At 46.0% G+C, this 14,235-nt stretch carries 7 protein-coding genes and 11 pseudogenes; 10 read left to right on the top strand and 8 right to left on the bottom strand.

Features of this window, described 5'->3' with window-relative positions:
• Nucleotides 1–63: 63 nt before the first annotated feature.
• The 3 genes and pseudogenes from HBM92_RS15300 to HBM92_RS25875 all read left to right on the top strand — a co-directional run.
• Entirely contained in the window at nt 64–441 is a 378-nt protein-coding gene (locus HBM92_RS15300) for a hypothetical protein (protein ID WP_001313590.1), read from the top strand.
• A 36-nt stretch (nt 442–477) separates the two neighbouring features.
• Nucleotides 478–669 (top strand): hypothetical protein, encoded by a 192-nt coding sequence (locus HBM92_RS15295; protein ID WP_000181305.1) that lies wholly within the window; start codon nt 478–480, stop codon nt 667–669.
• A 250-nt stretch (nt 670–919) separates the two neighbouring features.
• Nucleotides 920–1,228: pseudogene (locus HBM92_RS25875) on the top strand (DUF6862 domain-containing protein); the annotation flags it as partial.
• Here HBM92_RS25875 and HBM92_RS25420 read toward each other — a convergent pair.
• Both HBM92_RS25420 and HBM92_RS15285 read right to left on the bottom strand, forming a co-directional pair.
• A pseudogene (locus HBM92_RS25420) lies at nt 1,194–1,310 on the bottom strand (ATP-binding protein); the annotation flags it as partial. The pseudogenes HBM92_RS25875 and HBM92_RS25420 sit on opposite strands and share 35 nt — an antisense overlap.
• Nucleotides 1,307–2,658: pseudogene (locus tag HBM92_RS15285) on the bottom strand (IS21 family transposase); the annotation flags it as partial. The pseudogenes HBM92_RS25420 and HBM92_RS15285, both read right to left, overlap by 4 nt.
• Between HBM92_RS15285 and HBM92_RS15280 the strand changes: the two are divergent.
• A pseudogene (locus tag HBM92_RS15280) lies at nt 2,658–3,125 on the top strand (3'-5' exonuclease); the annotation flags it as partial. The pseudogenes HBM92_RS15285 and HBM92_RS15280 overlap by 1 nt on opposite strands.
• Nucleotides 3,126–3,225: 100 nt before the next feature.
• On the opposite strand, the pseudogene HBM92_RS15275 reads toward HBM92_RS15280, so the two are convergent.
• Nucleotides 3,226–3,441, bottom strand: a pseudogene (locus HBM92_RS15275) (hypothetical protein); the annotation flags it as partial.
• Between the two features lie 554 nt (nt 3,442–3,995).
• Here HBM92_RS15275 and HBM92_RS15270 point away from each other — a divergent pair.
• Nucleotides 3,996–4,408 (top strand): annotated as a pseudogene (locus HBM92_RS15270) (Exc2 family lipoprotein).
• A gap of 122 nt (nt 4,409–4,530) precedes the next feature.
• Here the strand turns inward: HBM92_RS15270 and HBM92_RS25415 are convergent.
• The 4 pseudogenes from HBM92_RS25415 to HBM92_RS15255 all read right to left on the bottom strand — a co-directional run.
• Nucleotides 4,531–4,647 (bottom strand): annotated as a pseudogene (locus HBM92_RS25415) (hypothetical protein); the annotation flags it as partial.
• Between the two features lie 59 nt (nt 4,648–4,706).
• A pseudogene (locus HBM92_RS15265) lies at nt 4,707–5,042 on the bottom strand (hypothetical protein); the annotation flags it as partial.
• 54 nt (nt 5,043–5,096) lie between these two features.
• Nucleotides 5,097–6,717 (bottom strand): annotated as a pseudogene (locus HBM92_RS15260) (ISL3 family transposase).
• Nucleotides 6,718–6,814: 97 nt separating this feature from the next.
• Nucleotides 6,815–7,059, bottom strand: a pseudogene (locus tag HBM92_RS15255) (DUF4158 domain-containing protein); the annotation flags it as partial.
• A gap of 206 nt (nt 7,060–7,265) precedes the next feature.
• On the opposite strand from HBM92_RS15255, the gene HBM92_RS15250 reads away from it, so the two are divergent.
• Nucleotides 7,266–8,300 (top strand): 3-deoxy-7-phosphoheptulonate synthase, encoded by a 1,035-nt coding sequence (locus HBM92_RS15250; RefSeq protein ID WP_001192278.1) that lies wholly within the window; start codon nt 7,266–7,268, stop codon nt 8,298–8,300.
• 876 nt (nt 8,301–9,176) lie between these two features.
• Here the strand turns inward: HBM92_RS15250 and HBM92_RS15245 are convergent.
• Nucleotides 9,177–10,326: pseudogene (locus tag HBM92_RS15245) on the bottom strand (IS3 family transposase).
• 1,007 nt (nt 10,327–11,333) lie between these two features.
• Here HBM92_RS15245 and mchI point away from each other — a divergent pair.
• The 4 genes from mchI to HBM92_RS15225 all read left to right on the top strand — a co-directional run bounded on the left by mchI (nt 11,334) and on the right by HBM92_RS15225 (nt 14,087).
• Nucleotides 11,334–11,543: a microcin H47 immunity protein MchI gene (gene mchI, locus HBM92_RS15240; protein WP_000120662.1), complete on the top strand. Its 210-nt coding sequence runs from the start codon at nt 11,334–11,336 to the stop codon at nt 11,541–11,543.
• Between the two features lie 16 nt (nt 11,544–11,559).
• Nucleotides 11,560–11,787, top strand: a complete 228-nt coding sequence (gene mchB, locus HBM92_RS15235) for a microcin H47 (protein ID WP_001375214.1) — start codon at nt 11,560–11,562, stop codon at nt 11,785–11,787.
• A 271-nt stretch (nt 11,788–12,058) separates the two neighbouring features.
• A complete protein-coding gene (locus tag HBM92_RS15230) occupies nt 12,059–13,609 on the top strand; it encodes a hypothetical protein (protein WP_000019322.1) in 1,551 nt (516 codons plus the stop codon).
• Nucleotides 13,610–13,634: 25 nt separating this feature from the next.
• Nucleotides 13,635–14,087, top strand: coding sequence for a toxin-activating lysine-acyltransferase (locus tag HBM92_RS15225; RefSeq protein WP_000120459.1), 453 nt, complete (start codon nt 13,635–13,637; stop codon nt 14,085–14,087).
• The last annotated feature ends 148 nt before the right edge of the window (nt 14,088–14,235 follow it).

The raw sequence follows: 14,235 nt of genomic DNA, 5'->3' as shown, positions 1-14,235 counted from the left end.
AATAATTTACTTGGCGGTAGTGAATATGCTCATGCTGCGTGGATACGCCAGCATGGTATCGACATGGCGACATGTACAGAAAACTCTTCCGGTGCCGCCTGCCAGAAAGCAATGAATGAGAGGGATGCTGTAGGGCTGGCTTTGGCAACAGGTACTGTGGCACTACTCCCCGGTAGTGCTCAGGTAATGTGGGGACTTGGAGCAAGTGCGAATGCTGGTATCAGTTATCTGGCTGATGGTACTGTAGATCCGGCAAACGCAGCCATTGCAGGCTGGGGGAATGTGTTCAGCATGGGTAATGGCCTGGCGGGGACTGTGGGCTGGAATGCTGCAGGTGGTGCGCTGGGTAACTGGATCGGCAACAAAGATCCTCTGTCTGGTGCAATTTCAAATGGTATCGGTTCTGCTGCTGGGTATGGTATCGGTAAAGGTATTACTTAGGGGACAGATAAGATTACGAATGCTGTAGGAAAATGGGTGACAAATGGCTGGGATCCTAAGTACGATCCAACATGGATAAAATATGCTGAAGTAAATCGTAACGATATCATTCGAGAAGGCATGAAACCGAGCAATATTCCTGGAACTGCTGGAGATATTGGCGGTTCTATAGGATCCGAGCTAGGTGGAAAAGTAACAGATAAAGTATCTGAGGAACTCAAGAAATGAAATATTCTTTTCGAGTGGTAATAGGTAAGTTTATTATATGCAGTTCAATTCTCTTATTGTGTTTTATTGGCATGATCTTAGCGGCCATAATAACTAAACTAACGTTTGTAGCGTTAGCATGGTTTCAAAGCGGGATTTTTGAAGTTTTGTGGAGCGATATTGTTTATGCTGCTCAGTTGGGTGGTCTGGGGGGGGGGCATATTAGGTTTTTGTTGGGTTTTGTTATATCTTTTTAGGGCAAAGGGCTTTAGTTGAGAATAACTACCTGAGCGTGTCTGAAAAGACAGAACTTGAGATAGCAAAACAGACGCTTAAAAACAGTAAAGATCCGGCAGAACGTGAAAAGGTACAGCAGAAATATGATGCATTGCTTGAAAAAGATATTGCCAGTGATAAGGAGGTTATTGCTGCCTGCAGTAATGGTAATGCGGGTAGTTCAGCGTGTGCTAGCGCAAGGCTGAAAGTTATTGCGTCGAAAGAAGGGTACGAAGATGGCCCTTATAACTCGAAATACAGCCAGCAATACGCTGATGCGTATGGCCTTCTGCCAGCGCTCGTTTTTCCAGAGCGTGCCATTCAGCTCCAACTCGTGTCAGGCGTAGTTTACGCAGGCTGCGTTCAAGGTGATGGATATTGCTCACTGCGAACCTCCCTTGCCACGCAGTAGTTGCTCATAACTGCTCAGGTTATGCTGTATCACATTGACTACTGGCAACGCCTTTTCCTTTATACCCAGGAAGCGCATCAGCCGGTGCAGATCCACGTTTCCCGGGGGATTCAACATCTGCTCCATACCTTTTGCCACGACTGAGATATCGTCGTATCCTGCAGCCAGTTTCAGGGCATGTACCATCAGCCTTCCTGCCATGTCGGACTCCAGATGATTACATAAGCGACGCCACAGCCTCCGCAATTCATCGTCTGGCAGGATGTCATTTCTCAGCGTTGCATGGCAGAACGCACCGGGCTTTTTTGCCAGACTGTCGATCACATGTCGGAAGTCGATACGACGGGCCCGCGTCTTCCCTTTTTCTGGTCTGACACGAGGGCAGCTCATGACCTCGCTGCTGCCAACGTAACGGCTCAGACGATCGTCCCATAACCGGACCCGTAACAGTTGACCTACAAGCCGGGAAGGTACGCTGTAGACGATGTGCTTCACATTGATGGTACTGCTGCGGCTAACCCTCACAGTCAGCACTGCGACGAAGCGGCAGCGGTTTCAGATGAAGACGTTCTTCCTTGATCAGATCATGATTGTTACGGTTGTGCCGCATAACCTGCTGAGTGATGAAGGCCTGATATTCTTCTATGGTGCTGAAGTCGTTACTGCCCCGCAGTATCAGCGCCTGACAGATACGCCTTTTCAGATGCCCGTGGGCACTTTCAACCGAGCCATTTTCGTGGCCCCGACCGGAATTATTATGTACGCCCTGCATTCCGTAGTGCTGACAGATAGCAGTATAACGCTCAGTCAGCTCGCGGCGTCCATCTCCGCCCAGTTGTCCGAGGGCTTCCTGCAGACCTTCAGCCAGAGCAGAGAAGCTCTTACCACCCAGCACAACCCGCATCCAGCTCCAGTGGCTCCATTCCAGACGGAAGTGATACAACTTACCGACGATGGTGACAACTACACCTTTCAGTTCAGTAAAGTCCGACAGGCCTCGCAGACCGGGCTGATGTCGCTGGCGGAACATGACCTCCTGCTCTGCACTATACTGTAGCTTCCATTCGCGAACCCGCCGTTGCATTGTTCTTCGAAGGCTGTTGGGATACTGGCCGGGATATTTATCCTGTAGCATCTCCAGCAGAGTTGTTGGTGTCAGAGCCGGCCTCTCTTTCAACAGAGGAACAAGCATGCTGTCCCACATAGCTTCCAGAGGAAGCTTTGCGTGTGCGCCAGTGCCGAACACTGTTGTTTTCCCACTCTCCTTTTTCGATCCGACGACCAGAATGGACTGAGATACCAGCCTTCATGGCCGAGATATGCGGTCGGTCAGGTGGTATTTGAAACCAGACTGAAGCCCACGGTCGTCATCGGGACGCAGGCCGCCGCCGTGCATGGTATCAGTGAGCAGGCACTCTGCGGAGCACCATCATGGACTGATGTGGTGCGGCAACTGCGTCATGCAATCGGGGACCGACCAGTAATTATCTTTAATGCCCGGTTCGACATCCGCATTCTGAAAAAGACTGCTGCCGCACATAGCGATCCGGCTGACTGGCTGGAAGAACTGACGGTATATTGTGTGATGGAGCTGGCTGCAGGATATTATGGAGCCTCCAACCGCTATGGCACTATTTCACTGGCCTGTGCTGCCAGCCAGACCGGACTGAACTGGGAAGGGCAGGCACACTCAGCGATCGCTGACGCACGGATGACGGCAGGGGTGGTAAACGCTATTGCTGCATATCATCTGGAACTGCTGCAGGAACAGGCACGGCTGAAAACCTGACTGCCTGGCCTGTATACCGCAATCATTTACGTTATCCAGACGTAAATATATCAATAAATAGCAATCCCCCAGATACCTAATGTAGTTCCAGCAAGCACGGCCGGGCAGCTTGTTCTGCCTGCGTTTTCTTCAATTGAGCAGTAGACCATTTAGCTGTGGCATGAATGGCTGCAGAACTTTCACTGTTGCTACCTCCAGTTCCACCACCGCTGCCAGAGCCACTCCCGTCTGGATTATCATTCAAAAGAGTAATGATTACCTGCCCCTTATCATCATAAGGAACACCATCTTTATAGTACGCTACAGCTGTTTCCATTATAAAATCCTCTTTGACATTAAAAACAATCAGTTAAAAATAAGTACTGCATATATAATTACTGGTTTTATATACAGCATAAAAATTACGCCGCTGCGTTTTCCCTGTCAACCCTGTGGATTTTCATTTTTGTGAAAACGATCAAAAAACAACTACTCACAATTCGACAGTCCCGCCAGATACCGCAAAACCGGCCAGACGTTACCGTTTTCCGGGACCATGATATGAGCCCCGTTGGGGAGGGTATGGAGTTGCTGAAAATGACGGTCAGATTGAGTTCACCGTTTTATTGTTACAGGAGGCCAGGGCTTGTCTGCTACCGGTCCGGACGAGAGGGATACCGGGAATTTGAATCCGGTTAACTGAGCCGGACATACGGTAAATAAGGAATGCAGGCAGAACGGGAGTCACTGCAGGATGAGACCGGCACTACAGCAGAAAAACAGGTGATTCTGGTACGGCTCAGCCACTAAACACAGTTGGAAACTGATGATAAGATAGTCAGCGGTTATATAACTCACTGAGTAAAAAGATATAAAGGTAAGGAGACACTCATGAGTCGTTCCGGTAGCACACTGTATCTTATCGCCCTGCTGACAGCGGCAACGGTCCTGACAGCCTGCACGCCAAAGGGCAGTATGGAACAACATACCCGGCATTACGTTTATGCATCAGATGACGGTTTTGATCCTAACTTTTCCACCCAGAAGGCCGACACAACACGAATGATGGTGCTTTTTTTCGGCAGTTCTGGGATATGGGAGCTAAAGATAAAGCGACAGGAAAATCATGGAGTGATGTGCAACAACGCCTTCAGCAGTTTCACAGCCAGGAATTTTTAAACTCACTCCGGGGCACAACTCAATTTGCGGGTACCGATTACCGCAGCAAAGACCTTACCCCAAAAAAATCCAGGCTGCTGGCTGACACCATTTCAGCGGTTTATCTCGATGGTTATGAGAGCTGACAGTGACGGGGAACGTTGCGGGGGAATAAAGATATTGGGGGTAGGCTGAGCCCCAGAATATGGTACCTCCCTGCCCCTCCAATATTCGGTGATGGCCGGACAAGGAGTCCAGGAGAGGGGGATTAGTGGTGGATCTGCGCCAGGTCGTCTTCAGTCTTTATGACGCTATTACGGTCAATGCCGTTCTGCAGCATGGTACGGGTAATTTTCAGAGTGGCTTGGAGCTCACTTTCTGAACGACTTATTAGCGTGTGCTCCGGTGATTTGCACATGCGCAAATCTTTCAGCCCAAAGGAGGCTAATCATCACGGCGATTACGTTCAAATCCCCCGCGCCCTCTTGCTGCCAATTCAGCATTGAGTACCACGTAACGCTCCCAGCGTTCACGCAACTGTGCGAGCTTTAGCGGTAATTCTTTGGTGACAAAGGCTTCCTGTATTTCAAAGTCATCAAGATGCCCTTGCAGATATGCATGTACGCCTTCCAACACATCAGTCAGAGTGATGTTGTTACTTTGTTGCCTTTCAACAAGCGGCCCCTGCCAGCTATGCCAGAAGGCCTGATGGCGCAGACAGCTTTCGTCATTCGCGAGCAACCACAAATCCATAAAGATTCCTCGTGCAACTTTGAACGGCTATTTGTCAACGACGGATGAAAAGTGGCTCTTCCGCAACTTGGGTGGAGATTTTCATGCCAGTGGACTCATGACCCTCTGCCTGAGTAGTTCAAATCCGGCTCTACCATACATCTGGCGTTTTAGCATCTTCAGGCGATTTACATGACCTTCGACAACACCATTACTCCAGCGGCTACTGATTGCCTCACATATAGCTGCAGCATCAGCTTCCATCCCCGCCGCCACGCGCCGAAATTCTGCTGAACCGCTTTCGTGGACTCGAGTGAACCAGCTACTTAGCTGTGATTTATTTTGGGTTTTCAGAATACGGTAGAACTCGAGTGCCAGTTGCTGCGCTATTTTCAGCTCCGGTTCTTTTTCACACATCAGACTAATAAATCGGGAAGCATAATTTTCTTCATCCCTGATTATTCTCCAGGGCATCAACCAGCGCCTTACCCGGGACATTGAAGGAAGTCTGACGGCAGTAGTAACCGGTGGGTTCCAGCCTTTACGCCATTTGGCAATAGCATCCCTGACAATGGTTTCACTGCCTGTAAACCCCCGGACCACCATTTCCCGCCATTATCCGGCTGGCGTTATAATTCCCACTTTCTCGTTGCTCTTTTAACCACTCCCTCCATGGGTCCAGAAGCCCTCGCTTTGGAGGTCGGGTTGACATTTCAGGGAATGTTCCTGAACGTACCCAGCGACTGACTGTCACACGCGACAGGCCTGTAATACGGGATATTTCCCTGAAACTACATCCCTTGTTATGCAGGGCCATAACCTCTGTCCAACGCTGATGCCGTTTTTTGCGGGGTTGCTGTTTTAGGTGTTCCGGACGACGGAGCGATGCTGCAGGCACAGATGGTTCTGGATCAGGTGATTTCTTTGGTGACAACTCACTGGCAACAAGACGTATCAGAGGCATATGTCGGTACATCATTCGTTCAGGCGCATCGCCAATATTTTTTAGCAGGTGCCATCGATCGGCCACCTGTCTGGCCTGAGGTGCACCTTCACGTGCTGCTGTTGCATAGACTCCACTGCGATCACGCGAGACAACCTGTATTTCCGGATATTTTCTGAACCAGGTCGCCAGCGTACGCTGATCACGGCCGGGAAGCAGGACGAGGGGACGGTGAGTATCAAGATTGACGATTAACGTACTGTAACGGTGGCCCCGATGCCACGCCCACTCATCAATACCGACATGAGGCGCGCCTGACTGTTTCGTCTCCGGGGTATTGATAACCCTGCGAAGAAGAGTATCAGCACTGCAACGGAGACCCACTGCCGTTGCAACCCGTTTCCCGGCCTCACCTCCGGCTATTAATCCCAGTTGACGTTGTAAATTTTGTAACGCCTGTGAAGACTGCTGGTGTGAACCGGCGAAGGGAGCAAGCGACCCGGCAAAAATTTTACGTGAACAAGCCGGGTTACGGCAGTACCAGTGGCGGACGGAAAATACAAGCCATAGCGTATGCCCTTAGCAGGGTAGATGCTGTATCCGGCGCCGACGACAACTATGAACAGAGTCGCTACGCTTAAAGCATTCAGGACATTGTGCAGTTTTTCGTTTTCCGTGGAGATGGAGGGTTATACCGTCAGAGCTAATAATTTGTCGACTGCATCGCCATCCGCAAGGTAACTGTAGAAGTGTCTTAAGAGAGTGCATTGAGTTGCCCAAAACTTAAAACAGCTTAGATCTTTGTTCACCAGAAAGTTTCATCCATTTTCTTCCACTCAGGTTGCAGAAGAACCACTTTTGCACCGTTCGTGACATTAATCTTTAAAACGGCAAGGTCAATACCCAGTTGTTCCGCCACTATTGTGATAACAGCCTTCGGGGGGAGCTTTTCTGTACGCAGTGTGCGACCGAGAGCACGGACAAGTGCAAGCTGAATGGCAAAACCAAGACGGTTATGAGACCGCCGCTGAGCTCTGGCAAATGCAATATTTTCGCAGGAGAGTGCTCATCGGGGAATTAAAGTTCAGGTAATCCAAAAAGCGTATCGTGCGAGTTTGTCACGCAAGAAATCACAGATTTATAGATTCAATTTTCTTCAACTGTAGGACCTTACGGAAAACAAGTGATTTCAAGGTGAAAAGGCTTAACGTGAGTTATCGCAGAAATGGTTACGGAACATCCTGTATTGTCAAACATGCATTAAATGATTATCATTATCAATTAGTGTGTGCAATAGATGGTTAAGAATAGAACTTTCAGGAGATACAATGCAGTCAGTCAGTAAATCAATCTACCGAGGGAAGTTGCTTAGCAGTTTACCTGCTGTGGGCGAGATTCATAAAGAAATCGCAGTATCAGAAGAAACCGTAACATGGATCTCTCTGCAACGAGAGATTATAGCGAATATTTTGCTGGGAAAAGATCCTCGCTTGCTTGTGATTGTTGGTCCATGCTCAATCCATGACGTTCAGGCTGCCGTTGAATATGCGAAACGATTGTCCGTATTACAGAATAAGTACTTATCGCAAATGTACATTGTAATGCGCACTTATTTTGAGAAACCTCGAACTCGTAAAGGCTGGAAAGGAATAATGCACGATCCTGATCTAAATGGAAGCTATAATGTTGAGAAAGGGATACGATATGCTCGCCAGTGTTTGTCCTCAATCACAACAATGCGTGTCGCAACCGCTACAGAATTCCTCGATCCTTTCCTTACTCCCTATATTGCTGATTTAATATGTTGGGGGGCTGTTGGTGCCAGAACTACTGAATCACAAACGCATCGTCAACTTGCGTCTGGTTTACATTGTCCTGTTGGATTTAAAAACAGCACTGATGGAAATATTAACTTAGCTATTGATGCTATTCTTGCAGCCCGTGAACAACATGTTGTATATATGACATCTTTAACAAAATGTATATCTACCCTATTAACCGATGGCAATCCACATGGACATCTCATATTACGTGGTGGTAGAGAGCCGAACTATGGTTTGTCGGATATAACGAAGGCAGTGAAATTAATGCATGATGAAGGTATCAATCATCGTCTGATAATTGACTGTAGCCATGGTAATAGTGGTAAAGTGGCTGAACGGCAAATCTCTGTTGCTCGTGAAGTCATTGATAATCGGAAAAAGATGCCGGGATATGTAGCTGGAATTATGCTGGAAAGCTTTTTACAAGGTGGAAAACAATCAGACAGCCTTCCGCGAGAGTATGGTCAGTCTGTTACTGATGAGTGTCTTTCATGGCAACAGACAGAACAATTATTATCAACTCTGGCAGCACAACTTTAATTTCAACTATTCAGTATCATTTTTTAAGGGAAAAATGAAATTATTTATCTTAATACACCCAATCTGGGCATCAAAGAAACAGATGTTTTATCTGTACAGTTCATTGTTGGAAGGGAAATAAAATATGACATGAATGGCAGAAGTGTTATCACTCTGACATTAATATTTTTATTAGGAGTTGCAGTATTTCTAATATACCATCTCCAATGGATGTATCTTCCAGGGTATTATCTGTGGGGCCTATGTGTATGTATATTGTCAAACCAGTTAGCTCTTATGCTTCATTTCCTAGCCCTTCTTGGCAAATGATACTGTACTTGCGTAGGTGTCATCTGTGACATGGTTGCGGTGCTATTTTGTCTCTGTTGGCTTAAAAAGAGTAATTAAGACTATGATAAAAAGTTAATTTCCAAAGAACACGATAGGGCGCTAATCAATAATCGGATGCATGCTAAATCATATTTTATAATATGTCTGTGGAGATGATGCTAAAGTCATCAATAGTTCTTGAGGAATTCATTATGACTATCATTGGTATCGTTCTTGCCAGAAACGTCTTCGCTGTTCACAATGTTGCGTTAAATGAGAAAATGTTCTGGTAAACCCCCGGAGAGCACATGCAGTGCTGCCAGCCCTGATTGTACTTTTACCTCCCTGAGTTATGGGTACCTTGCTAAGGGAGTATTCACCAGTGAACAACATAATACAAAGTAGCGTAAACCTTTTGTTCAAGGTCAGTCAGGGTATCTCATCGGAATGGTGTGCAATTTAACATCGCTGCCCAGCATGAGTTGATAGGCGTGACCGTGATCCGTACCGTGGGATGTGAGTTTCATACAGGTAATATGATCCTACCCACGTAATGTGGACACGGTCCTAAGCGAGATTATGGTTTTCAAATTGTTCCGGGCTGAGACCGCCACAGGCACTGTGACGACGCCAGCGATTGTAATCACACTCGATATAATTAAACACCGTTGCCCGCATTATTTCCCGGCTGCTAAAGCGTTCCCCGTGGATATATTCCACCTTCAGCGAATGAAAGAAGCTTTCCACACAGGCATTGTCATAACAGTAGCCTTTCGCACTCATACTGCCACGCAGGTTGTGTCGCTTCAGCAGCGCCTGATAATCCCCTGAACAGTATTGACCACCACGGTCCGTATGAACAATGACGCTTTCCGGGCGTCTTCTCCGCCACAACGCCATTTGCAGTGCATCACAGGCCAGTTGTGCTGTCATTCGCAGTGACATCGACCAGCCAATGACGGCGCGTGACCACAGGTCGATGACTACTGCGAGATACAACCAGCCCTCATCGGTACGCAAGTACGTGATGTCACCCGCCCACTTCTGGTTCGGGCCGCTGGCGCTGAAGTCCTGCTCCAGCAGATTCTCCAATACGGGCAGGCCATGTGCACGGTAGCTGACCGGGCTGAACTTCCGGCTGGCTTTCGCCCGCAGCCCCTGACGACGCAGGCTGGCGGCAATGGTTTTAATATTGAACTCCGGCATTTCGTCAGCAAGGCGGGGAGCACCGTATCGCTGCTTTGCCTCAAAGAATGCCTTATGGACAGCGGCATCGCAGGTGAGCCGAAACTGTTGGCGCAGGCTCATCTGGTGACGACGCCAGAGCCAGACATACCAGCCGCTGCGGGCAACCCGAAGTACACGACACATCGCTTTGATGCTGAACTCTGCCCGATGATTTTCGATGAAGACATACTTCATTTCAGGCGCTTCGCGAAGTTGTCGCGGCCTTTTGGAGGATGGCCAGTTCCTCAGCCTGCTCCGCCAGTTGTCATTTAAGGCGGACATTTTCAGCGGCCAGTTCGCTTTCGCGCTCTGACGAACTCATTTGTTGCTGCTGTTTACTGCGCCAGGCATAAAGCTGAGATTCATACAGGCTGAGTTCACGGGCTGCGGCGGCCACACCGATGCGTTCAGCGAGTTTCAGGGCTTCGTTACGAAATTCAGGCGTATGTTGTTTACGGGGCTTCTTGCTGATTGATACTGGTTTTGTCATGAGTCACCTCTGGTTGAGAGTTTACTCACTTAGTCCTGTGTCTACTATTGGTGGGTAAGATCAAAACCCATTCATACCTATAGAAAAATAGGTTGTTTTTTCTAACGATTGTTGAAGGGGAGGTGGATCTGATGAAAATGCAGCGGATGTTAATATTAACATCATACTTATTATAATCTTTTTCGTAAGATACATACTTTCCCCTTTGGTTTTCCATCGATAAATGTTCAGATAAACAATATATGTTTTTTCTTGTTAATGTTTATATCGATGGTTTTATAACATGAAATATTCAGCATAATAATCAACAGGCTTGTACCTGATCAGGTATCAGTTTGCAAAAATGTTTGTTATAGGTCATGACCGCAACCAGGACACATAATTTCACCACAACCACAAATATAATCGGCATCATAGTCATGTGTTACTATACCGGAAGCCGACTTATTATTTGTGATACAGTGTGTCTCCTGCTCTACGGAGGATTCTACCTCTATAGGAAAATTATCGTGTTTTCGTCTTGAATTGTCTTGCTTGTTGCCTTTATCAAAGGTAACAATGAATTCTTCATTTCTGTGATTATTATCACAATTCATTCTTATGCCTCCTCACATTTCCCGATGTATGACCGTCAGTGCTATTAGTGTGCGTTCAAGTCTCAGGTTATACATGAGCGACAACCATGAGATCCTGACTAACAATTGCATCAGTGACATAACGTAAAATACCTCTTGACTTTATATGGACAATATGACACTTTTTTTGAAAAGTAAATAACAATCATTCTCTTTTGTCTTTGTCTGGGTGAGGTCAGGTAAGATGGAATTTGCTACAAACAGAGTTTCTGTAAATGACAGTCGGTCAGCACTGTCATCAACTTTGCTGTTATCTTTGATCATGAGCGCCACTCTACTGGAATATTCTTTATCGATGACCTGACTCTCCTGACTGAGGTGCTAAGATTTGGTAACTTTTCATAATGAAAATAAAGCAACAGGTAGGTATTAATGAGTTATAAAAAACTGTCCCAATTGACGGCTATATTCAGTTTACCTATTACTATCTTATTGGTTTCACTTTCATCCCTTCGGATTGTTGGCGAAGGGAATTCTTATGTTGACGTTTTTCTAAGCTTTATAATATTTCTTGGTTTTATTGAGCTGATTCATGGGATTCGAAGGATTCTGGTCTGGTCAGGCTGGAAAAACGGAAGTTAAATATGATGGAGTTTATATGCGAGAAATAACAGAATCACAGTTAAGATATATTTCCGGGGCGGGAGGTGCGCCAGCGACTTCAGCTAATGCTGCAGGTGCTGCAGCTATTGTTGGAGCTCTCGCCGGAATACCTGGTGGTCCACTTGGGGTTGTAGTTGGAGCCGTATCTGCCGGTTTGACAACAGCAATTGGCTCGACCGTGGGAAGTGGTAGTGCCAGTTCTTCTGCTGGTGGCGGTAGCTAATTATATTTTTATTTATTTTACAGGTACTTTTTCGGTAGTACCTGTAAAATATATCCTTTTTGTTTAAAACAGATAGAAGATCCATTTATAAGTGTGTTTTTATGTTCAACACTTTACTGATGAAGATATGATTTACAGTCGTTGATAAATAATTTTTTAATTTATGTGTAATTAATAGAGTTTTATTGTAATAAGGAAGAAGCTGTCAGGACACTTACTTGCTCTTTTATGAACACTCTTTTATGAAAATTGAAACGGAGAATACTGCCAGATGAGTCATCAGTGTTCACTTTCTGAACTGAATGAAAACCTGGTGCCTTTCACTGCCAGGCAGATCAAGTCCTCATTAATCTGGTGTGCAGAGGATGTCAGAAATCCAGACGAGCTGCAAAATGCCTGCAGTTATATTATCGATCCTGGCAGTACAGCTTCTGCCAAAGTGTTCCATGCAGAGCGCTATGGTGGCAGTGGTATTCAGCGTAATGGAGGTGGTGCACGTTGTGGGTTTGATGGTAACTACCAGGTTAAAGGAATAGGAAGTAATCCGTTGGTTGGCGAAGGTACTGACGAACGTCATTCTAATGGTGCACTCGGCGCTGTTCATGCAATATATGAGGCTTTGTGGGGAGAAGTACTGGCTCAAATATTACCTTATAGTGCTGTGCGGGTTCGGGCGGTTTTACTTACAGATCTCTATACTGAAAAGGCATTTGAGCGCTCCGGTAGGAAATCACGAAGAGCCCTGTTGGTACGTGAGCCTGTTGTTCGCCCGGCGCATTTTGAACGGGCACCTTACTTCCAAGTAAAACCGGAGTATTCCAGTCTGTTAATTCACGATGCCTGTCGGGTTAGATCTGTGATCCACAAGCTGCCAGGATATCTACCTGTACCACCGGAAGAAATTGATGCTGAAGCACGAACTGATCCCCGGATTTATTGCATTGAGGGGTTATGTGAACTGGCACGTCGTGAGGCCTGGCAAATGGCATTTTGTCGAACACGTTTCCTGAGATTGACAACTTCTCCTTCTAATATTGCAATGGATGGCAGATTAATGGATTTTAACGGACTCAGTTGTCTGTTTCCGGGAGATTCCCCAGCTGATTTTGGGTATAAACTAAGATTAGCTGAACTGGCAAAAGAACCGATGGTACTTATGCAAGGGCTGTCTGATCTCTGCTTGTATATCGGAAAATATATGTTTGACCCTGACTTCACTCTTGCAGCCCGTTTGAAGGTTGAGGAGATATTTCAGAAAACTTTTCATGAAGCATGTTATTACTGTTATCTAGAACTGTTGGGTATTCCTGGAGAATTTATAACACAAAAAGAGATACCTGATATATTGAAAGAACTGGTTAACAGTTTTGTTGCATTACTCAATAAATACTACGAGAAATCACATGCCCAAGATATTGTCAATCAGGATGGTTCACCATTGCAAAAGTTGGTTGTGACGCTAATCCATCATAGGCATAATCAAAAGCAGGCACTGAATAGTAGCATCAAGAATGATGTTTATTTCACCGTTGCACAACAGTGTTTTTCCCAGGCCATCCACTGGCTGACGCAAGGCAGTACCAGACGTCAGATAAATGCCTCATTACTCCTGAAAGAAATTGAACATCATACCATGAAAAGGCTGCAACCCAGGGAAGAGCTGAGGAAAGAGAATATGTGCGAAAAAATTGCCATCCTGCTGGATAATCATGGCGATGATCCCCTTTTTTTACAAGAAGCAATTTCTGATATGAAAAATTTTATGCTTAAGTTTTCCAGAGATGCATTTGGATATCTTGAACCGATAAGAAACACAGTGTAATAAATATATAAGGGAAATAGTAATCATGTCTTATATAAGGGAAACCATCAGAGGAAAAGATGAATGGACTGTTTATGAACAGATCGGTTTTGCGGTCAGTTGTATGCTCTACAATCGTAATTACAGTCTGTATCCGGTGTTAACCATTCAATACTGGACTGAATATGCGATACAGCATAATCAGATTAAATTCCTGTTTGATTCACGAGGTTTTCCACTGGCGTATATTACCTGGGCATATCTTGAGGCTGATACAGAAGCACGCCTGCTCAGGGATCCAGAATTCAGGTTGCATCCGTCTGAATGGAATGAAGATGGAAGGATCTGGATTCTGGATTTCTGTTGTAAACCAGGCTTTGGTCGAAAAGTTATTGACTATCTCATACAGCTTCAGCCATGGGGAGAAGGAGAAGTACGATGGTTAAGCAGGCGAAAGAAAATTGTGACATACATCCCTGAGCGGCTGCATAAAACGTAGTACCTCTGAAGATACAGAGATAATTGTAAATTACGGGGTAAATGCATCGCTGATACTATTTTGACAGGACTCTGTATTTTCTGGCTTTGATTATAGCATTTCGGTTAACCAGTGAAGGTATTACAGGAAAAGTGTGAGTAAGAGGAGC

It is taken from the genome of Escherichia sp. E.sYA108 (assembly GCF_011754335.1).
In the GTDB taxonomy this organism is placed as follows: Bacteria; Pseudomonadota; Gammaproteobacteria; order Enterobacterales; family Enterobacteriaceae; genus Escherichia; species Escherichia coli.
Note: the sequence above shows the minus strand (reverse complement) of the source record. Positions and strands in the feature narration are given on the sequence as shown.

Bases quoted from the DNA above. Each gene is read 5' to 3' on its own strand.
- mchI (WP_000120662.1), top strand. From the start codon at position 11,334: ATGAGTTATAAAAAACTGTCCCAATTGACGGCTATATTCAGTTTACCT.
- HBM92_RS15225 (WP_000120459.1), top strand. From the start codon at position 13,635: ATGTCTTATATAAGGGAAACCATCAGAGGAAAAGATGAATGGACTGTT.
- HBM92_RS15250 (WP_001192278.1), top strand. From the start codon at position 7,266: ATGCAGTCAGTCAGTAAATCAATCTACCGAGGGAAGTTGCTTAGCAGT.
- HBM92_RS15300 (WP_001313590.1), top strand. From the start codon at position 64: ATGGCGACATGTACAGAAAACTCTTCCGGTGCCGCCTGCCAGAAAGCA.
- mchB (WP_001375214.1), top strand. From the start codon at position 11,560: ATGCGAGAAATAACAGAATCACAGTTAAGATATATTTCCGGGGCGGGA.
- HBM92_RS15230 (WP_000019322.1), top strand. From the start codon at position 12,059: ATGAGTCATCAGTGTTCACTTTCTGAACTGAATGAAAACCTGGTGCCT.